Origin of the sequence: Flavobacterium sp. (genome assembly GCF_036405015.1) — a bacterium.
GTDB lineage: Bacteria > Bacteroidota > Bacteroidia > Flavobacteriales > Flavobacteriaceae > Flavobacterium.
In genome coordinates this window covers 19,348-40,475 of the sequence record NZ_DASWYK010000012.1, presented here as the reverse complement: position 1 = coordinate 40,475, position 21,128 = coordinate 19,348, and the positions used below count along the sequence as shown (strand labels likewise).

Annotated in this window: 15 protein-coding genes; 7 read left to right on the top strand and 8 right to left on the bottom strand. The window is 34.3% G+C overall.

Going from position 1 to position 21,128, the window contains the following annotated elements:
• Window positions 1-51: 51 nt before the first annotated feature.
• Genes gldD through mutY form a run of 4 tightly spaced genes read right to left on the bottom strand, consistent with a single transcriptional unit; the run spans window position 52 to window position 3,459 of the window.
• On the bottom strand, window positions 52-612 hold the full coding sequence (gene gldD / locus VGE71_RS01075; protein WP_144215572.1) for a gliding motility lipoprotein GldD: 561 nt from the start codon (window positions 610-612) through the stop codon (window positions 52-54).
• Window positions 605-1,909, bottom strand: a complete 1,305-nt coding sequence (locus VGE71_RS01070) for a gliding motility-associated protein GldE (RefSeq protein ID WP_331136646.1) — start codon at window positions 1,907-1,909, stop codon at window positions 605-607. The genes gldD and VGE71_RS01070 overlap by 8 nt, the downstream gene beginning before the upstream one ends.
• Before the next feature lie 26 nt (window positions 1,910-1,935).
• Window positions 1,936-2,376 carry a single-stranded DNA-binding protein gene (locus VGE71_RS01065; RefSeq protein ID WP_144219780.1) on the bottom strand — a complete coding sequence of 147 codons (441 nt, stop codon included), beginning with the start codon at window positions 2,374-2,376 and terminating at the stop codon, window positions 1,936-1,938.
• Between the two features lie 36 nt (window positions 2,377-2,412).
• Window positions 2,413-3,459: an A/G-specific adenine glycosylase gene (mutY, locus tag VGE71_RS01060; protein ID WP_331136645.1), complete on the bottom strand. Its 1,047-nt coding sequence runs from the start codon at window positions 3,457-3,459 to the stop codon at window positions 2,413-2,415.
• 140 nt (window positions 3,460-3,599) lie between these two features.
• Here mutY and VGE71_RS01055 point away from each other — a divergent pair, with 140 nt between their 5' ends.
• The gene (locus tag VGE71_RS01055; RefSeq protein WP_007805026.1) at window positions 3,600-3,890 is read left to right on the top strand and encodes an HU family DNA-binding protein; all 291 of its coding nucleotides are present in this window, start codon (window positions 3,600-3,602) and stop codon (window positions 3,888-3,890) included.
• Window positions 3,891-4,274: 384 nt separating this feature from the next.
• The gene (locus VGE71_RS01050; protein WP_331136644.1) at window positions 4,275-5,819 is read left to right on the top strand and encodes a ribonuclease E/G; all 1,545 of its coding nucleotides are present in this window, start codon (window positions 4,275-4,277) and stop codon (window positions 5,817-5,819) included.
• A 114-nt stretch (window positions 5,820-5,933) separates the two neighbouring features.
• On the opposite strand, the gene pbpC is transcribed toward VGE71_RS01050, so the two are convergent.
• Window positions 5,934-8,309 carry a penicillin-binding protein 1C gene (pbpC, locus tag VGE71_RS01045; protein ID WP_331136643.1) on the bottom strand — a complete coding sequence of 792 codons (2,376 nt, stop codon included), beginning with the start codon at window positions 8,307-8,309 and terminating at the stop codon, window positions 5,934-5,936.
• A 145-nt stretch (window positions 8,310-8,454) separates the two neighbouring features.
• Entirely contained in the window at window positions 8,455-14,142 is a 5,688-nt protein-coding gene (locus VGE71_RS01040; RefSeq protein WP_331136642.1) for an alpha-2-macroglobulin family protein, read from the bottom strand.
• 219 nt (window positions 14,143-14,361) lie between these two features.
• Here VGE71_RS01040 and VGE71_RS01035 point away from each other — a divergent pair, with 219 nt between their 5' ends.
• Window positions 14,362-14,892: a hypothetical protein gene (locus tag VGE71_RS01035; RefSeq protein WP_331136641.1), complete on the top strand. Its 531-nt coding sequence runs from the start codon at window positions 14,362-14,364 to the stop codon at window positions 14,890-14,892.
• Window positions 14,893-14,918: 26 nt separating this feature from the next.
• Here the strand turns inward: VGE71_RS01035 and VGE71_RS01030 are convergent, their stop codons facing one another.
• Window positions 14,919-15,551 (bottom strand): hypothetical protein, encoded by a 633-nt coding sequence (locus tag VGE71_RS01030; protein WP_144215580.1) that lies wholly within the window; start codon window positions 15,549-15,551, stop codon window positions 14,919-14,921.
• A 7-nt stretch (window positions 15,552-15,558) separates the two neighbouring features.
• Entirely contained in the window at window positions 15,559-16,002 is a 444-nt protein-coding gene (locus VGE71_RS01025; protein ID WP_331136640.1) for a nucleoside deaminase, read from the bottom strand.
• A 63-nt stretch (window positions 16,003-16,065) separates the two neighbouring features.
• Between VGE71_RS01025 and VGE71_RS01020 the strand changes: the two genes are divergently transcribed.
• Genes VGE71_RS01020 through VGE71_RS01005 form a run of 4 tightly spaced genes read left to right on the top strand, consistent with a single transcriptional unit; the run spans window position 16,066 to window position 21,105 of the window.
• Entirely contained in the window at window positions 16,066-17,385 is a 1,320-nt protein-coding gene (locus tag VGE71_RS01020) for a hypothetical protein (RefSeq protein ID WP_331136639.1), read from the top strand.
• Window positions 17,364-18,236 carry a hypothetical protein gene (locus VGE71_RS01015; RefSeq protein WP_331136638.1) on the top strand — a complete coding sequence of 291 codons (873 nt, stop codon included), beginning with the start codon at window positions 17,364-17,366 and terminating at the stop codon, window positions 18,234-18,236. The genes VGE71_RS01020 and VGE71_RS01015 overlap by 22 nt, the downstream gene beginning before the upstream one ends.
• Window positions 18,237-18,286: 50 nt before the next feature.
• Window positions 18,287-20,074, top strand: a complete 1,788-nt coding sequence (locus tag VGE71_RS01010) for a 1-deoxy-D-xylulose-5-phosphate synthase (protein ID WP_331136659.1) — start codon at window positions 18,287-18,289, stop codon at window positions 20,072-20,074.
• A 29-nt stretch (window positions 20,075-20,103) separates the two neighbouring features.
• Entirely contained in the window at window positions 20,104-21,105 is a 1,002-nt protein-coding gene (locus VGE71_RS01005; protein ID WP_144215584.1) for a DUF3078 domain-containing protein, read from the top strand.
• The last annotated feature ends 23 nt before the right edge of the window (window positions 21,106-21,128 follow it).

The window sequence follows — 21,128 nt, the reverse complement described above, 5'->3', positions numbered from 1 at the left end:
TCCTTAGATTTATCATAAAAAAAGAGATCCAAATTTGGATCTCTTTTTTCTTTATTTCCATTTCAACGTTTCCATCAAACGCTGCATATCGTTTTTAACATAACTCGCGGCAGGCATAATGGAGTCAAAGTTTGGTTTTGCGTAAAAATACATCGAACCAATTAAAAAGTGTTTTGTACTGTCGGTAACGTAAAACTGAGAATTTGTCGCTGCATTTCCATCAACTTGATAAAACATTCCGTAAACCTTTTTTTGTGGGTTTAAATACGGTTGTTCTAAAATATCATCTGCCTTAATTACATGTTCGTACGTTAATTTTTGGGCATCACGTAGTAATTTATCAATATTACCGTTTACAGGCTTATAAGTCAAATAAATTGTTGCTTTCATTTTTGGATACGTGATTGCAAAACTGCATTCTTTTTCACCTTTAATAATAGCATCTTCATTCATTTCAAAAGCAAACGGACAAGTATTCTCAAAATTTACATATTTCGCTTCTGGATAATCTAATCGTAAAAAACTTGTTGGCTTTGGCAAGACATCATTTTTACAGCTTATAACCGTTAAAGCAAGTAAAATTGCTGCTATTGAAAGTATTCTATTAAACATTTTTATTTATTGTTACTTTTATTTGTTTTACGCGCTTTTTATCAACTGTTTCGACTGTAAATACACAGTTTTCGAAAGGCACTTTTTGATCTTTTTTCGGAAAATTACCTAAAATTTCCAAGATAAATCCAGCCAATGTTTCTGCTTCTCCTTTATGAGACTCAAAAACATCCTCATCAACATCTACAATTCTGTAGAAATCTTTAAGATTTATCTTTCCTTCAAAAAGAAAATTATTATCATCAATTTGCGAGAAGTTTAAATTTTCATCATCAAACTCGTCGCTAATATCTCCAACTATTTCCTCAATAACATCTTCTAAAGAAACCAATCCAGAAGTCCCTCCATACTCATCAACTACAATGGCTAAGTGGCTTTTTAAACTTTGAAAGTCCTTTAAAAGATTGTCAAGCTTTTTATTCTCAGGAACAAAGAAAGCTTCTCTAATCAAAGACGCCCAATCAAATTCTTCCTTATCAATATGAGGCAGTAAATCTTTTACGAAAAGAACTCCTTCTATTTGATCAATATTATCACGATAAACTGGAATTCTAGAAAAACCTGTTTCAATTATTTTTGGATAAATTTCAGCGAATGTTTCTGATATTTCCAATGCAAAAATATCAATTCTCGGACTCATTACCTGTTTTGTATCAGTATTTCCAAAAGAAACAATTCCTTCCAAGATTTTTTGTTCTTCTGTTGAAGTTCCTTCAGAATCGGTCAATTCCAACGCCTGAGAAAGTTGATTGATTGAAAAATTATTTTTTTGTTTCCCTAATTTATGCTGCAAATATATAGTAACAGCGCGCATTGGCAAACTTATAGGAGAAAGTACTTTATCTAAAAACGCCAACGGATAAGCCACACGTTTGGCAAAACGAATACTATTTCTACTCGCATAAACCTTTGGAAGCACTTCGCCAAACAATAAGATTAGAAAAGTAACCAAAACAACTTCGAGCGTAAATTTGAAAGCTGGCGAACTTACACTAGCAAAAATATTCTGCCCCATGTAAGCAAACAGAATAACCACACCAATGTTAAAAAAGTTATTTGCAACGAGTAATGTTGCCAAAAGCTTTTTAGGTTTATCTAATAAATTGGAAATAATTTTACCTTTTGCAAGATTATCATTTAAAGTATCATCGATATCTTGCTGCGATAAAGAAAAGAGAGCAACTTCAGCCCCTGAAACTATAGCTGAAAGAAATAACAAAATAAATATTCCGACGAAACCAATAATTAAATTGGCGTCAAGATTGGTAGAAAAAAGTAAACTGGGCTCTGGGTCCAAATTGCATAAAATTAGTTAAACATGTCTTAGAAAGGCAGATCATTAATTGGAAGCCCTTCATTAGGAGCATCAAAGTTAGTATTTTTTGTTGGTTCTGCCTCTTGATTTTGTTTGGTATGTGCAGTTTCTTTTTTGGTAGTCAGAAAAGTAAATTCTGTAACCTGAATTTCTGTCGTATATTTTGTAGTCCCGTCTTCGGCTTGCCATTGACGAGATTTGATTCTTCCCTCGACATATATTTTATCTCCTTTAGAGAGATATTTTTCGCAAATTTCTGCTGCTTTGTTTCTAACAACCAAATTATGCCATTCTGTGGAAGTTATTTTTTCATTGGTCGTTTTATTGATGTATACCTCATTGGTAGCCAGCTGAAAACGCCCGATGCAGTTTCCTCCATCAAAATAATGCATCTTCACATCATCGCCTAAATGGCCAATAAGCATCACTTTATTTAATGTTCCGTTCATAGTTTTTGGTGGTATTTCTACCAAAGATACATTTTTTTAGCAATTTATTTCTTGCTTTTCTATAAAATTGTAAATTACAATAGGAAAAGGAAATGTTTTTAATTCTTCTGCATCTACTCCATTTTCAATTTTTTCTTTCACTCTAATTTTCCAAAACTGTATATGAAGGTGTTGATGCGAAAGCTTGTGCACAATCGTAGATTCATTATAATCTTCTATACCTATAATAGTATATTGATTAAACATTTCTTCTTTGGCTATTTTTGAAACGGTTTCAAAATCTGCAATCGATAGTGTTTCTAAAAGCGGAAACTCATATAAATTATGCCAGATTCCTTTTGCCGTTCTTTTTTGAATTAAAGTATTACCATTAACATCTTCCAATATCAAATAATTAAAGAAACGATTGGATATTTTTATTTTTTTGGACTTAACAGGAAGCTGATTGACTTTTCCTTTTTGTAATGCCGCACAACTGTCATTAAATACGCAATTCGTACAATCTGGACTTTTAGGCACACATTGCAACGCACCAAACTCCATTATAGCCTGATTAAAAACTGCAGGATTATCTTTAGGCATTAATTCTTGAGCCAAAGCTGTAAATTCTTTTTTAGTTGCAGGAAGAGCAATATCAGACTCTACATCAAAATATCTAGACAATACCCGAAAGACATTTCCATCAACAACAGGCACCGATTCATTATAAGAGAAAGAGGCAATTGCAGCGGCTGTATATTCTCCAACTCCTTTAAGTTTTAATAATTCTTTATAAGAATCCGGAAAAACCCCATTTAAGTCGTATGCAATGTACTGAGCTGTTTTATGAAGATTTCGAGCTCTCGAATAATACCCCAAACCCTGCCAAAGTTTCAAAACTTTCTCTTCTGAGGCATCTGCCAAATCTTTTACAGTAGGAAATTCCTTGGTAAATGCAAAAAAATACGGCATTCCTTGCGCAACTCTTGTCTGCTGAAGCATAATTTCTGAGAGCCAAATTTGGTACGGATCGACCGTTTTTCGCCATGGCAAATCACGCTTGTTTTGTAAATACCATTTTATCAATATGTTAGAAAAATCCATTCGAAAATACTTAGAATACAAAAGTAAATGTTTATGTAATTAAAATTTAACGAATTAGCTTGATTAATTATTTTTTTAATTCCTATATTTGCAAACTCAAAAAAATAGTACACCATTTATAAAATAAAATAGGAAAGAAAATGACGAAAGCAGATATCGTAGCGAAGATTTCAGAGAAACTAGGTCTTGAAAAAGGAGACGTTCAAGCAACAGTAGAAACTTTTATGGAAGAAGTTAAAACTTCTTTAGAGACTGGAGACAATGTTTACCTAAGAGGTTTTGGTAGTTTTATCGTTAAAACTAGAGCTGAAAAAACTGGAAGAAACATTTCTAAAAACACTACAATTAAAATTCCAGCACACAACATTCCTGCGTTTAAACCTGCAAAAGTTTTTGTAGAAGGAGTTAAAACAAACAACGAAGCAAAATAATATTAATTAACATAAATCAGACACGATATGCCAAGTGGTAAAAAAAGAAAGAGACATAAGGTAGCTACTCACAAACGTAAGAAAAGAGCGAGAGCTAACCGTCACAAAAAGAAAAAGTAGTTTTAAACTACTTTTTTCTTTTTAAAAGTTCATTGAAATTGGAGTTTGATAGTCTCAGTCACAGTTTAAAGTTTGCAGCATAAAACTGCTTACTGCCACTGAAAACTGGCAACTAACTCCTCCGGGTAAATACCTGTTAAAAATATTGTTTAATCCATCTGTAGATAAGATTTTAGATTTTAGATTCCAGATTTTAGATTTTTACAAGTCTATTTTCTTTTCTCTTAATTCTATTTTCTGAAAAAACAGATAAAAATTTACAGTGTGAATAAAGAATTAATCATTAGATCTAGTTCTGAAGCCGTAGATTTTGCCTTATTAAAAGATGGAAAACTAATTGAATTACACAAAGAACAAGAGACAAGCAACTTTCAGGTTGGTGATATTTTTATTGCCAAAATACGAAAACCAGTTGCTGGACTTAATGCTGCTTTTGTAAATGTAGGCTTCGAAAAAGATGCTTTTTTACATTATCATGATTTAGGTCCAAACTTAGCTTCCCAACTGAAATTCATAAAACTTGTAAGCGCAGGTAAAATAAAAGATTTCTCCCTAAAAACCTTTCAGTTTGAAAAAGAGATTGACAAAGATGGCATCATTACTGATATTTTAAGTGCCAATCAATCTGTCTTAGTCCAAGTTGTAAAAGAACCTATATCGACCAAAGGCCCAAGGATAAGCGCTGAGCTTTCATTGGCAGGAAGATTTATCGTTCTGGTTCCGTTTTCTGACCGCGTTTCTATTTCACAAAAAATAGAAGACAAGAAAGAAAAAGACCGTTTAAAAAAACTTGTTCTATCGATCAAACCTAAAGGATTTGGTGTTATTGTTCGTACAGTAGCCGAAGGCAAAAATACAGCCGAATTAGAAAAAGATTTGCAGAACCTGCTTAGCAGATGGACTGCAATGTGTAAAAAATTACCAACTGCTCATCATCCGTCAAAAGTATTAGGAGAGCTTAACAGAGCTTCTTCAATATTAAGAGATGTATTTAATGATACCTTCAGCGGTATTCAAATAGATGATGAAGAGTTGTACCATCAAACGAAGGATTATCTGCAAGAAATTGCGCCTTCAAAACAATCGATTGTTAAGTTTTATCAATCAAATGACACTCCGATTTTCGAGAAATACAATATAGAGAGACAAATCAAAACTTCTTTTGGCCGAACTGTTTCCATGAGTAAAGGTGCTTATCTTATCATAGAACACACTGAAGCTCTTCACGTTATAGACGTAAACAGCGGAAACCGTTCTAACAAAGCAACCAACCAGGAAGATACAGCCATGGAAGTAAATATGATTGCCGCTGCAGAAATCGCAAGACAACTACGCTTGCGAGATATGGGTGGAATTATCGTAGTTGATTTTATCGATATGTCTAATCCAGAAAACAGGAAAGTTTTGTTCGACTTCTTGCGAGAAGAAATGAGCGACGATAAAGCAAAGCATAAAATATTACCGCCGAGTAAATTTGGTTTGGTCCAAATTACAAGACAGCGAGTAAGACCAGAAGTAAATATAAAAACTAGAGAAGAAGATCCAAATAAAGTAAATGGTGAAATTGAAGCACCAATATTAATAATTGACAAGATCACCTCTGATTTAGAAAGACTTTTAAAAACCCACAATAAAGTTGTGCTTAACACACATCCGTTTGTGGCTGCATACCTCAGTAAAGGTTTTCCATCATTACGTTCAAAATGGTTTTTTGAACATAAGAAGTGGGTGAAAATCATACCTCGTGACGCTTACACGTACTTAGAATACCATTTCTACGACAACAAAGGAAATGTTATTTCAGAATAAAAAACAAAAACCGCCTCTCGAAAGATTGGCGGTTTTTTTGTGTCTTTTTTTAGTTTTTCCGCCACGAATTCACGATTTTTTTTTGCAATAATTCGTGAATTCGTTGCGGAAAAACTATTCTCTAACTATTTCAATTTTTCTTCTGATTTCATTTCCAGAAGCATCAACAACTGTAATAAAATGCGTTCCTGTAGTTGGCGTGATGGGCAATTCATGAAACGTTTTGGTTGTGGCTTTATAAACATCATCAACATACCAAAACAATTCTTTATCTCTTTCAGAATACGCCACTTTTAAAATTACAGGCTGTACGTTACTATTAAAATCCTTAGTTAAATAGATTTTACTGTTTGCTTTCGGATAAATAAAATCCATTGTAGTGGTTTGCGTTCCTTCGCATCCTTCTTTAAATGGAGGCAAAGGCAAATATTCTATATGCTGGCTTTTGTAATACCACCCCATAACTGGTGGCAGTACAAACCAATTTTTAGTCACAATATTATCTATACTTTCACAACTGCTATTAACCTGAAATTGTTCTGTTTTATCTAAATGAACAGTTTTATGATACGGACAAACTTTAGTCGATTTTCCTTTTTTAGGAACCCATTGTTTGATTTTCGGGCAATTATCTTTTGCCAAATAACCGCTTAATCGACAAACCTCAACCTCTGCCAAATCATTATATGGTGTATCAAACCACCTTTGTCTTGGCAATAAATTAAAAACATCAAATAAAATTGGCGCAGCGCTGGTAACTCCGGTTAGCGTTGGTCTTCCCTCGCCTGTTGCATTTCCAACCCAAACTCCCACTACATATCTGGAGTTTGTTCCAATGGCCCACGCATCTCTATTTCCGAAACTTGTTCCTGTTTTCCAAGCAATTTTAAGCGAACTGTCGTAAAACTTCCAAGCTTCGTCTCCTTCTGGTCTGTTGACTTCTTCCATTGCATTGTAAGTCAGCCAAATTGAACCTGCACCCAAAATATTCTTCTGGTTCGTTTCTGATCCAAAATCGGGCTTAAAATCGTTTTTATAATTGAGTTCTGTAAATTCGTTCGTTCGGTATTGCCCTTTATTTTTAGTATAATAATTGACTGTAGAGGAAAGATTCGCATATGTTCGGCACAAATCCCACAAATTACTTTCTGCACCCCCTAAAATCAGCGATAATCCATAATGATCGGGCGTTTTATTAATATTTCTTAATTTGAATTTCTGTAGTTCTTCGTAAAATTTGTTTACACTGAAATCCTGCAACATTAAAACTGCTGGAATATTTAACGAACGTGATAATGCACGATGCGCTGGAACAGCTCCATCAAAAGTCAGATTGAAATTTTGCGGTGTATAACCTGAAATCTGCGTTGGAATATCCGCAATCAAAGTATTGGGCAGTAATTCGCCATCATCTAACATGGCTCCGTACAAAAGTGGTTTTAAGATACTTCCCGTACTTCTTGGCGCATCAATAATATCGACATCTTTTTGGTGATCTGCATCGGCTGGAGAATTTCCAACATAACTCATTACATTTCTGTTTTGAACATCAATTACCAAAATCGCCAGATTATGAACTTCATTTTGTTTGTATTGATTGTAATAATATCGCGCAATTTGATTGACTCTGTTTTGTAATGCATAATCAATTGTGGTTTTTACTCTTGTTCCTTCTTCATTTTTAGCCACTCTTTGAAGCAAATGCGGTGCTATTTGGGGCAAATCATACGGTTTTTGAGGCAATGGCTCTTCTATTGAAAGTTCATACGTCTGCTTGTCGATTATACCTTCTTGATGGAGTTTTAATAAAAGTCGGTTTCTTTTTTTTAATAATTTAATTTGATTTTTTCCCGGATAAATTAAACTGGGTGCATTCGGCAAAACAGCCAAAACTGCACTTTCCGCCCACGACAATTGATTCGACTGAACTCCAAAATAACGCCATGAAGCCATTTCCAATCCAACAACGTTTCCTCCAAACGGAGCGTGCGCTGCGTACATTTCGAGGATTTCATTTTTAGAATAACCTAATTCCAATCTTGTCGCAAGAATAATTTCTAATATTTTTTCGAAGTAGGTTCTGTTTTTTCCTTTTCGGGATAACCGAATAACTTGTTGCGTCAATGTGCTTCCTCCTCTGACTACTTTTCCTGCTTTTCTATTTTGCTTGAAAGCGTTAATCATTGCACCAGGATTAAAACCTGGATGTTTATAGAAGTATTCATCTTCAAAATAAACAATGCATTTTTTGAATTTATCCGGAACGCTATCTTGCGCTGGAAAACGCCATTGTCCGTCACGAGCAATTTTAGCTCCGAGAAGTTCTCCTTCTTTGCTTTCTATGACGGTTGAATAGGGTTCTTTAAATAAAGTTCGGGGTATCGAAAAATAGTAAATCAGCAAGAGCAGAAATGCAAGTGCTGATTTTATCTTATTCTTTTTTATCCAGTTTATAATGCGTTGAAAGAACGCTTTTAATTGATTTTTCAATGCTTATTTTTTTAACCGCAAAGGCGCTAAGACTTACGCAAAGTTCGCTAAGTTTTTTCGCCACGAATTCACGAATTTAAATTATTAAAATTAATTCGTGAATTGCTTCGCCTGTTCGCTGTCGCTCGAGTCGTGGCTAACAACTTTATTTCACAACCTCAACCCAGAATCCTTTTGTTCTTGCTAAGAATGTATTATCGTACATCGCTTCACATTGCAATCCTGGCAGGTAATAATTTCCTAAATATGATGCATTCAATAGAATACGGAAAACTTTAGTTTCTCTCGCTTTCATTCCGAAATAGAAATTCGTTCTGTCATCACGGATATCAATATAATCTGCGATGTTGTTTACTGCATCTCCATAATCGGTGAAACGAGTATTTACAATTTCGAATCCTGAAGGCAGAATTTGCGACAATGCCACATTTTGAATGCTTTCTCCTCTTTGGTTTTTAATCGTTACTTCTGCAACAAATTCAGTTCCTTGATTAATTCTTGAAACATTGATTACGCTTCCTTTTCTGTTTTTGAAAACAATAGAAGCCGTAACATCACTTTGGACTGCATTTTCTTGTCCGATTGGCAGAATTCCGGTGTTCAATACACGAACATAAACCGTATTTGCTTTATTGTTTTTCAGCGTGATACTATTTGTGCCAGAAGCAACAGACAAACTGCGATCTGCAACTGATTTTCCTGTATTTATGGTTTCTCCTTTTCCGTTTTTACTGAATTGAATATTAATTCCTTTTGGACCATTGCTCACCGCAAATTTCGACATTGCATACAAGCAATAAGCTGTTGTCTGCGTACTCATCCATTGGTTAGCCGACATTTCTTTAGCCAATTTTGTTGCCGTTACAAATGCTTTTTGCTTTTGGTCTAAAAGAAGCATGGTTTCCAGAGCCATTGCTCTATTTCTTTCGCTTGAACCATAATAGTAATAACTGTAACCATCTGAACTTCCGTCGATACTGGTTTTTAAGAACAAACTTTGTCCTGCTGACTTTTGACCTGCTAAAACATAAGCTGCAGCTAAACGAAGCATACTTTCATTCGAAATACCTTTTGTTTCTCTCAATCTGTTCATTGCTGATAAATCGGCATTTCCTGCTAAAGCCAAAGTGTATAAACGATACGCTTGAGCCAGATCATTTCCGTATTTCGGTTCAAAACGCCATTGTTTCGCTTCTTTCTGCTGATACGACAGCCATTTTGATTTGAAGTTAATTGGCAATACATATCCTTTTTTCTCTGCTTCAATCAAGAAATGTCCAGCATAAGAAGTTCCCCAATCGTCTGCAATTGCATTTCCTTGCCAGTATGGCAGACCACCGTTTGATAATTGGAAATTACCCAATCTTGCAATTCCAGCAGCAATATTTTTCTGAATCAAATCTTTGCGTTTTGCATCAATATCGGCTACATCACCTAAATACAATTGAGGGAAAACTGATGACGTAGTTTGTTCAACACATCCATGCGGATACTGAATTAAAAATTGTAATCTTCCATTCAAATTCATTGATGGCATTGATGAAACTTCCAATCTTGCTTTGTTGCTTCCTGCAATTCCGAATGTTTTCCAAGAAATTGTTTTTGAACTATTTGGCGTTAAAACAACATCCGTAAAAGTACTCGTAACCGGATTCGGATTCGTCATATCAATTTCAACATCATAAACCGATTTTTCGCTTCCAGATGTTGCAATTACTTGAACTTTTGCAATTCCGGTAGCAGAACCAACAACCAAATTAAAATACGCCATTTTTTCATCTGGTTGTGCAAAATTTAATCTTTGAACGGCACTTCCCATTACTTTCAATCCGTTGCTTGTTTTTACCTGAATCGAAACATTTTTGATTTTGTTTTCAGTTGCAAAAACCGTTACTGGAAGCGTTACTTTTTCTGATGGTGAAATTTTTCTTGGCAACGAAGCCAGAACCATCAACGGACTCTTAACCTGAGTTGCTTTTTCAACACTTCCGTAAGCACTTGTATTGGCATCTCCCGCTACAACCATTGTTCGAACCGAACCGATGTATTTTGGCAATTTTAATTGATGTGATTTTGTTTCTCCTTTTCCTAATTTAAATGGTCCGTAATATAATACGACTGGTTTAAAACGGTTCGCTTTTTTAGCTTTTCCTCCGCCTAAATCCTGATCCCCACCAATACTGAAAATCTGATTTATTTTTCCGCCATAAGCGCCAATTACATCATCATAAATATCCCAAGTTTTTACACCTAAAGCTTCACGAACATAGAAACTATCCCAAGCATTTGGCGTTTTAAAACGAGTTAAATCCAGAAGTCCTTCATCGACAACTGCGATGGTATAAGTCATTTCTTTACCTGATTTTTCGGCCACTTTTACTGTAAATGCTTGTTCTGGTCTTAAAACATCTGGCATATTAAGAGTTGGTGCCAAAATGGTGTTTTTATCTACCACTTCAATCGGCACGATTCCATACATACGAATTGGTGAATCGTTTTTGGTTGAAGCGTGAGGCTGTAATAATGTAATGTTGAAATACACGTTTGGTGCCATTTCTCCTGTAATCGGAATTTCAACTTTCGTTTCTCCTTTCTTGGTTTCCGCCCAAATAGTTTGTACCACTCTTGATCCGTTTTCTACAGAAATCAAAGCGCGACCGCCTTCACTTGAAGGGAAAGAAATCTGTGCTTTTTCTCCAACAGCATAGTTTTTCTTATCAGTAGAAAATACCAACATATTAGCTGTTGAAGCGTCTCTATTTCGCGTTTTTCCAGACCAGATTGGCCAGTCGATATTTACGGTTAACGAAGTCGCGTGACCGTCTTCCTGATCGGCAACACGAATTAAATAACGTCCCCATTCTTCATCTGTCAAAGCAAATTGGAAACTTCCTTTTCCGCTCGAATCGGTATTGATTACAAAAGTTTTGTATGAAGTCGTTGCGTTCGATGAATTATAGTTTGATAAATTATCGCTTGAAGAATCCCACCACCATCTCCAATCTACTTTATAAACTCGTACTTCGAGATTTCTAACCGATTTTGGTCTTCCGTTTTCATCAACTGTTACGACATCAAAACGATTATTTGTTCTCGTTTCAAGCATGCTGTATTTATTCAGTTCTGGTGTTTTTAGTCCAACGTACGTCTTGTATGGGGAGTAAGTCGTTGACATCACATCTGTACTGAAATCTCCTCCTTCTTCATACACTTTTGTAATGAATGAAGCTCGAAGCATTCCTGGTGCCTGACCTTGTAATCGTGGCTGAATGTTTACGGAAGCTTTTCCACTTTCGTTTAATTTTCCTGAGAAAACGTTGATTTCTTCTGTACTGAATTGACGTGCTAAATCATCAAAAGTATATTTTTCGTATCCTTTGAAAGTTGTGGTTTGTTGAGAGAATTTTGCCTGCATTTCTACATTCAAATTCTTCGCAATCGCACCGTGAAGCCACGTCACTTCTAGATTATCTGTATTTGGATATGATGCCGAAAGTGTTTTTCTGCTAAATGTATTTTTGATTTTCAAACGATTTGGTTTGATCGTTTCAATTTTAATACTCTTATAGAATTTTGCTCCTCCAACACTTACCATTGCTTCCCAGTTTCCTGTTGGTGCATCTTGGTTTGTTGGCACTGTAAAAGCATAATGATTGAGATCATTCGTTTTTTGAACCGTTTGATAAACAGTTTTTCCATTCGGATCGTTTAATCTAAATTTAATTGGATGTGATTTTGGTAGTTTATTCGCAGCATCATTCAAAATAAATGACAGATACAAATTATCTCCCGGACGCCAAACGCCTCTTTCTCCGTAAATAAATCCTTTTAAACCTTTTTGTAAAGTCTCACCCGAAACATCAAAATTACTTACAGATAATGAAAGTCCGTCATCCAGCTTCACGTAAGTCGATTGATCTCCTAAAGTAACAATAGCGAAATAAGCGAATTTGTCTAATTGGAAAGACGCAATACCTTCACTGCTTGTCGCTTCAGAACCTATTTTTTGCTGTTGAAAATTGTACAAATCTACTCTTGCATTCGAAACTGGTTCTGTTGTAACGATATTATTTACAGCAAATAAGTACGATTTATTTTCTCCTCTTTTGGCAATAACTCCTAAATCTGAAGCTAAAATATTAGTCGCAATTCTGGCATTGTAATAATAGGAACCTGTACAAGGATCCTGACTTTCTCTCCAGTCGTAATCGTCGTAATAATAGTAATCATCATAAGAATTACCGCTGTAGTTTACGTCGTTTTCATCAATCTCTTCTTCCTCAACTTCATCATCATTTCCTTCTGAAGTTTCGCATTTGTAAAGTGAATATTTCTTTTTGTAAACAAACTCCACTCTGTAAATTGCTCCTGGTTCTGGTTTGATAATTTTAGATAAATCTAAAGCATAGGTATTCCATTTTGAGAGATTTACGAGCGTACTTTCTCTTAAATTTAAAGTCGTTTTGGCAATTGGCTGCGCGACTTTTTTGAGGTTTTGCCCTCCGTTTAATTCATTGTATTGAAGGAACTGCAGAATGTTATTCTTGTAAATTTTATACACTTTTACATCTACAGCACTCAGATTTACAGCCTCAAAATTCAATTTTAAATTATTTGAACTTGGCAGAATGGTTCCATTTTTAATAAAACGGAGACCTGGTTTTATCTGGTCAAAAGAGATTTTCTCGCTGTAATTATTTTCCAGTTTTTTACCATACTGACTTTCGATTCCTTGAAAAATTTCTAATAATAATTCACCAGTAACGACTTGTTCCGGTTCTTCATCTGGTACATATTCTACGGCTTCTTCTACAACAGCAGCCGCTGAGTCTACTGCTACTGCAGCTGAATCAACCATAACGGCAGCCGAATCTACAGCAACCGCAACAGGTTCTTCTACTGCTACTGCTATTGGTTCTTCTTTTTTAGGTGCATTTTGGTTTGTAAAATATACTTTAAGTAAATTCCCTTGTGTTGAAAACTTAAGGTTATTAGTGTTCTGAATAGAAACCAATCCAGCAAAATCTTGCCCTTTTTCTAAAGGCTCAGAGAAATTAATTAAAACCTGCTGATTGTTTCCGTCTGGAACTTCAACTTTTATGACTTTAAATTCGTTGATACTTGTAATTGGGAAATCGATTTGTCCTTTTTGATCAATATCAAAATCATTTCCATCATAAACAATCTCCAAATTTGAAGCTTCTGATTGACGCTGGATACTGTCAATTATAAAATGAAATTCTTTACCCGAAGCTGGATTTTTATCAAACTTAATTTTAAGATCATTCCCATTATGTTTGGCTTTTACCAATTTAATCGCAGTTTCCAAATCAATATTATCGGCTGTTTTTAAAGTGCAGTTTAAATACTGATATTCTTTGCTGTACGACTGAATATCGGCTGTATTGATGGTAAAATCCTGCTTAACAGTCTTAACTGTAAAGTTGAATTTTGAAAGTTCCTTTTCTTTCTCTTTCGGAATCGCAGTCAGTTTATCTAAGTTTAAAGTCACTTGATATTCTGTTCCTGCTTTTAGTTTTTTCTCTGGAATAAAAGCTAAAGTATTGGTAGAAAGCGCTATTACTTTTCCGTGAACACTTGGCGAAATATCGAACAAATCATCATCTAATTCCTGATTGGGTTTCCAGTCGTTTTTATCGAATGCCAAAACCACACGAATATCAGAATCTGCAGAAACGATACCGCCTGTAAAACTGGTAATGTAATCTTTAAATAAAGAAAAATCGGAATTAAAATCTGCAGCTGATTTGCGTCCGCAGGATTGAAAAATAAAAAACACAAAAAATACGAGAAATAGTCCTTTTGCTTTCACTTTTATCTGGAGTTAATTGGTTAACATTTTTTAAGATTTAATAGGTGTCTTCTTTAAGCCATAACAGCAAAACACAAATTAAATTATGATAAAAGTAAAATATTTTTGTAATCTTTTAAGAAGAAAATTCTTTAGCAATGATTATTTAACTTTTGTTGAAGTTTTATGTTATTGGATCAGAAAAATATAATATATTTCTCACTTTTAAAATTTGATTTCATGACACGTAATTCAAAAACATATTCTACTGAAAATGAATTTATTATAAAAAACAAAAATGTAATTATTTATTTGCTGGGTGTAATATCCTTTTTTGTTTTGATTGCTTTTGCAGATTATTACGTTTTACCTACTTCAAAAACTAATGATGTAATTACTCATTACGCTGTTCAGACATCGGGAAAATCCAGACAAAAGGTTTCTTATCATTATTTTACGCAAAAAGGATTTACTTTTTCTACGGCAAAAGAATTTATCGATGAAAATAATATTACAATTGAAAATTCTTTATTTTTCAAATCTGTAACAAATGTAAAGTCTAAAACAAAAGATTACACCTCTTTACTTTCTAGTAGCCTAAGCATTAATGGAATTCAATTTTATACTTGTCTTATCCTCCTTGTTTCGCTAGGAATAAGTATTAGAATATTGCTTTCAAAAAAGGGGTTTTCGGAGAATACTTTTTACAATATTGTTTGTTTTAATTGCTTTATGATATTCTTATGCGCTTACATGGGTTATCTGTTTTAAGCCAAAATATTCGTAAAAAAAGTATTTTAAAGTTCTGTTCCTAGTTTAGACAAAACTTTATCCATTTCAAGAAAGTGGCTTTCAGTATTTGAAGCATAAAAAACCTGATTATTGCTCATCACCACAATAACGTCATCATCTTGGTTCCCATAAAATTGGACTCCCTCAACCCATTGCCTAAAAGAAACTCCTTTGTTCGAAAAATTTTGAGCGATGAAATCCAATTCATTGGGCTCGATTTCATAAAATGTATCACAAGTAAAATCTAATGCAAATCCAGCTTGTAAATATGCCATTGCAGTAAAAAAGTCTTTTAAAGTTTCCGTTTCCAGATTCCAAGTCTTTTCATCATAACTCATATACACAGGCGGATTCGGTTTTGACAAATCGTCTTTATGAATTCCCCAAACACAAACTCGTTGATTTTCTGCATAAAAAATCAAATAATCTTCATGCTGAAAATGTTTAAAATCGTTTGGAGTATTTAAAGAATCTTGCGTTTGATTTAAATTCTGAATTTTACCCAATTCAGTATAATAATCAACAAAAACTTCTGGAAGCTGTCCGAAAATATTTTTAACTTCCTGAATTTCATCTTTTGCAAAACCATTTGATTCACTAATGTGAAATAGCTTTTTTATTGTTGAGAAGTCTGTCATGCTATTTTTATTTACGTCTTTCCAGAAAAAAACGTTTCATTAAATCGGCTGCTTCATTTGCCATTACACCAGAAACAACAGTTGTTTTAGGATGCAGTTTTGTTCCCATGTTTAGAAATCCGCGTTGTTCGTCACGTGCACCAAAAACGATTTTAGAAATCTGACTCCAATACAAAGCACCTGCACACATTTGGCAAGGTTCTAAAGTAACATACAGCGTACAATCTTTTAGATATTTCCCGCCAAGGAAATTAGCTGCTGCTGTTATAGACTGCATTTCGGCATGTGCCGTAACATCATTTAGTAGTTCTGTAAGGTTATGACTTCTTGCAATTACTTTGTCAGCCACAACAATTACAGCTCCAACAGGAATTTCGCCTTTTAAGTAGGCTTCTTGTGCTTCCTGCAGGGCTTTTTTCATAAAATATTCGTCGGTGAAAGGATTTTCCATAATTGCAAAAGTAAAACTTTACACATTATTATTTTTATTACATTTAAATTTTGAAATTCGAACATGGAAAAAAAACATAAAATAACCATAGCAGAACCTTGCCATGAAAACTGGGATCAGATGACACCAAATGAAAATGGGCGTTTCTGCATGAGCTGTTCTAAAACGGTTATTGATTTTACTTCTATGCTTCCTGAAGAAATCCAACATTTTTTCATTCAAAATAAAAATGAAAAGATTTGTGGTAGATTTAGAAAATCGCAATTAGAAAGTATTACTATCCAAATTCCTAATCGTGTTTTATATACACAAACCCATTATCATAAAATATTTTTGTTGGCATTATTTATCACTATGGGAACTACGTTATTTAGCTGTGCTGATAATGAAGGAAATAAGATAACAATTGACAAAATAGAAGTTGTCGAAGATAGTGGGCCAAAAGATCTTACCAAACCTAATAACGACAAAAGTTTATCGCAAAAACCACCTTCCACTCTTCCATCATCTATCAGCGTAGAGACTATAAATGGCGGTACTGCAGAAGCTGTTGGGTATTACCATGATGATTATTCTGGAACTGTTACTGGTTTACCTGCTATTGAAAACTTTGAAATATCATCTCCTGAATATCCTGGCGGGTTTGAAAGATTTAATACCTACATTAAAAATGAATTTCAAATTCCTAAAAAAGCCAGACGAATTACGGGAGAAATTGAGGTTTCTTTTGTGGTAAATAAATTGGGAACTTTGGAACAATTTAAAGTTTTTGACAATATTGGTCATGACGTTGGAGAAGAAATGATTCGGGTTTTAAAAAATTCAAAAGTAAAATGGATGCCCAGAATATTTAACGGAAAAGCAATCCCTGATACTATTAGAATGAATATTGTTTTGCAAAAAGACAGTTTGAATACTGAAAGAAAGAATAGAAAATTTTCAACAATAGCTTCCATTAATCGTGTCAAAAAGAATGATAAAGTGGTGAATAAAGAAAATCAGTCTTTATCAGAAAAAAAAGCTGCTCAAGATTGTTTAGTAGAAGATGATTCTGTAGTTTACATGGGAGGTGCAATTATAACAAGCGCAGATTATCCAAATGGAATTAATGCTTTCCATGAGTTTTTCAACAGAGAATTTAAAATTCCAGAAGCATTTAAAAATACAACGGATCGAATTATTGTTTCGTTCATTATAGAAAAAGACGGATCGTTAACATCAATTGAATTTCCAAAAAACATTGATTACCAATTAGAATCAGAAATAAAACGCGTTTTAAAACTGTCTCCTAAATGGATACCTGGCGAACAAAATGGTAAAAAAACAAGAGAAAAATACAGTTTCCCAATATCACTTGACAAATGGAAAAAAAACATAAAATAACCATACCAGAACCTTGTCACGAAAATTGGGATGAGATGACACCAAATAAAAATGGGCGTTTCTGCATGAGCTGTTCCAAAACGGTTATTGATTTTACTTCTATGCTTCCTGAAGAAATTCAGCAGTTTTTCATTCAAAATAATAATCAAAAAGTTTGCGGAAGGTTTAGAAAATCGCAATTAGATTCTGTTACAATTCGAATTCCAACTCAGATTTTGTATTCACAAACCAATTATCATAAAATGTTTTTGCTGGCTTTGTTTATTGCCATGGGAACAACCCTATTTAGCTGTGCAGATAAAGAAGGCAAAAAGAAGAAAATAGAAAAAATAGAAGTTGTTACAGACACTAAACCGAGCGAGCCTATTATGGTTGGCGAACCAGCAATTGACGAAAATGACACCATTCATAATGCTGTACCTCCGCCACCTCCGCCCAAAATTGATCAGGTTAAGTTTATCAATCCTAAAGGAAAGGATAAGTCTGTATGCGTTAAATCTGAGAAAATAAACAGCACAAAAAAGAATGTTAGCAAAGAACCTATCTATATCAATGGAGAAGTTGCCAGTTATGTTAATGCCGAATTTCCAGGAGGAATTGATCAGTTCTATACTTTTTTTGCGAAAGAATTTAAAACTCCGGAAGATCAATATCTCAAAAATTCTAAAATAAAAATTTCATTTGCAGTAGAAAAAGACGGTTCAATGTCTTACCTACAATCTGAACCTGCAATTGACAAGAGTTTAGAACAGGAAATCATTAGAGTTTTAAAAGTATGTCCTAAATGGCAGGCAGGTTTAATGGATGGAAAAAAGGCCAAAATGCAGTATTCATTACCAATAGCATTTTAATCTCCATAAAAAATAAATTTAAAACCGTAAATTTGCTTTTTACCTTGATAATGAAAAGCGATTTACTTTCTAACATATACAATCCGGCCGATTTACGTCTTTTAAAAGAAGAACAGCTTACTCAGGTTGCTCAAGAATTACGTCAGTTTATTATTGATGTCGTTTCTGTAAAAGAAGGTCATTTAGGAGCGAGTTTAGGTGTTATAGAACTTACTATTGCCTTACATTATGTTTTTAATACTCCCGAAGATTTATTGGTTTGGGATGTTGGACATCAAGCTTACGGACATAAAATCCTGACCGAGAGGCGAGAAATTTTCCATACCAACAGACAAATAGACGGAATTTCTGGTTTTCCAAAAAGAAGCGAAAGCATTTACGATACTTTTGGTGTTGGACATTCTTCGACTTCTATTTCTGCTGCTTTAGGAATGGCAATTGCTTCTAAAATTAAAGGAGATTCTGAAAAAGAACATATTGCCGTAATCGGAGATGCTTCTATTGCAAGCGGAATGGCTTTTGAAGGTTTAAATCATGCAGGAGTTACCGATGCTAATTTATTGGTGATTTTGAATGATAACGCCATTGGAATCGATCCGAGTGTAGGTGCATTGAAAAAATATCTTACTGCTGTAAAAGAAGGTAAAAATCCGAGGAAAAATAACATGATCAAATCATTGAATTTTGATTATTCAGGTCCGATTGACGGACATGATTTTCCAACTTTAATTGCCGAATTAAATCGATTAAAAAAGATAAAAGGTCCTAAATTTCTTCATATTGTAACAACAAAAGGAAAAGGATTGCAACAGGCAGAAGAAAATCAGGTGAAATATCATGCTCCTGGAAAATTTGATGCATTAACGGGAGAACTTCAATTAAAATCGGAGGAAAATCTTCCACCCAAATATCAGGACGTTTTTGGTTTAACGATTTTAGATTTAGCCCGAAAAAATGAAAAAATAATCGGAATCACGCCAGCAATGCCATCTGGAAGCTCATTAAAATTTATGATGGATGAACTGCCTGAACGTGCTTTTGATGTTGGAATTGCCGAACAGCATGCCGTAACACTTGCCGCTGGAATGGCAACGCAGGGTATGATAGTGTATTGCAATATTTACTCTACTTTTTTACAGCGTGCTTACGATCAGGTTATTCATGACGTTGCTCTACAGGATTTACCCGTAATATTTTGTTTGGACAGAGCTGGTTTGGTTGGCGAAGACGGCGCAACACATCACGGCGTTTTTGATATTGCCTATCTGCGCTCTATTCCAAATATGATGATTTATGCACCTCTTAATGAAATTGAACTCCAAAATATTCTTTACACTGCTCAATTAGGATTACCTCATCCAATTGCAATTCGATATCCGAGAGGACGTGGCGTTTTACCCAATTGGGAAGTAGAAAATTTCGGACATTATGAAAAAATACAAATTGGTCAGGCAAAATGCTTAAAAGATGGTACGAAAATTGCTGTTCTGTCGGCCGGAACAATTGGAAATAATGTTATAGAAGCTCTGAAAGAATCAACTCATTCTGAAACCATTGCACATTATAACTTTAGCTTTATTAAACCACTAGACATCAATACATTAAAAACTATATTTTCTAACTTCGAAAACATTATTACAATTGAAGACGGAGTTAAAAAAGGCGGTTTTGGAAGTGCCGTTTTAGAATTTGCAGCATCAAATAATTTCAAAAATAATATTGAAATTTTAGGTATTCCAGATGAATTTATAGAGCATGGAACTGTAGCACAACTGCAACAATTATGTAATATTGACGTTAAAAGTCTAGTAAATCTTTTTTCTAACGGTTCAAAATAAGTATTTTGCGACACCAAAACAATTACCAAATGAAATTATTACGTTCAACCCTTTTACTATTTTTACTACTAAGTAATTCGACAATCTTCGCCCAAATTATACAAACCACTTTAAGTCCGAATCAAGTGCCTAAACCGCCCTCGAACTGGGCACAAAAGAACCAATTAGGTTTTGACATTTCAGAAATTGCTTTTGTCAACTGGAGTGCCGGGGGAACAAGTTCTATTTCAGGTTTATTTAAAGGGGAATTTGGTAGAACTTATACAAAGAAAAATCATAAATGGGTTAACGAACTTATTGTAAAATACGGTTTAAACAAACAAGACGGAACTGAATTAAGAAAAACAGACGACGCTCTTCAGTTTAACTCGACTTACGGGTTTAGAAAAGATACTGCATCAAACTGGTATTATTCTTCAAAATTAAACTTCAATACACAGTTTACAAACGGTTACAATTACCCAAATAGAGAGGTCGCAATCTCTAAACCTTTCGCACCAGCGTATATCTTTCTGGGAGCTGGAGCCGAGAATGCAAATAAGAAGAAAAACAGAGTTTTTTACTTCTCTCCTATTACGTTAAAAACTACTTTAGTATTAGATCAATATCTAGCAAACCAAGGTTCTTTCGGGGTTAAGAAAGCGGTTTATGCACCAGATCCGCTAGATCCTACACAACAAATATTAATTGAAGAAGGTCAAAAGGTAAAAGCCGAATTTGGTATTCTTTTTACAGCTTATATGAAAAACGAAATCTACAAAAACGTTTTTTATGAGAACAGATTAAGCTTGTATACCGATTATCTAAATAAATTCGGAAATGTCGATATTGATTATGATACTCGTTTAGACCTTGTGGTTAATGCTTATGTAAAAGCCAATATCGGAGTTCATTTAATTTATGATGATGATATTAAAACCAAAAAAGACGTTGTCGATCCAACAACTGGAAACAAAACGCAAGTAAACGACGGACCAAGAATGCAGTTACGACAAGTTCTTGGAGTTGGTCTTGTTTACGCTTTCAAATAAGAAAACAAAATTTACAGCCATAA

Bases quoted from the DNA above. Each gene is read 5' to 3' on its own strand.
- VGE71_RS01055 (WP_007805026.1), top strand. From the start codon at position 3,600: ATGACGAAAGCAGATATCGTAGCGAAGATTTCAGAGAAACTAGGTCTT.
- VGE71_RS01015 (WP_331136638.1), top strand. From the start codon at position 17,364: ATGGAAAAAAAACATAAAATAACCATACCAGAACCTTGTCACGAAAAT.
- VGE71_RS01030 (WP_144215580.1), bottom strand. From the start codon at position 15,551: ATGACAGACTTCTCAACAATAAAAAAGCTATTTCACATTAGTGAATCA.
- mutY (WP_331136645.1), bottom strand. From the start codon at position 3,459: ATGGATTTTTCTAACATATTGATAAAATGGTATTTACAAAACAAGCGT.
- gldD (WP_144215572.1), bottom strand. From the start codon at position 612: ATGTTTAATAGAATACTTTCAATAGCAGCAATTTTACTTGCTTTAACG.
- VGE71_RS01020 (WP_331136639.1), top strand. From the start codon at position 16,066: ATGGAAAAAAAACATAAAATAACCATAGCAGAACCTTGCCATGAAAAC.
- VGE71_RS01065 (WP_144219780.1), bottom strand. From the start codon at position 2,376: ATGAACGGAACATTAAATAAAGTGATGCTTATTGGCCATTTAGGCGAT.
- VGE71_RS01035 (WP_331136641.1), top strand. From the start codon at position 14,362: ATGACACGTAATTCAAAAACATATTCTACTGAAAATGAATTTATTATA.
- VGE71_RS01025 (WP_331136640.1), bottom strand. From the start codon at position 16,002: ATGGAAAATCCTTTCACCGACGAATATTTTATGAAAAAAGCCCTGCAG.
- VGE71_RS01010 (WP_331136659.1), top strand. From the start codon at position 18,287: ATGAAAAGCGATTTACTTTCTAACATATACAATCCGGCCGATTTACGT.
- VGE71_RS01005 (WP_144215584.1), top strand. From the start codon at position 20,104: ATGAAATTATTACGTTCAACCCTTTTACTATTTTTACTACTAAGTAAT.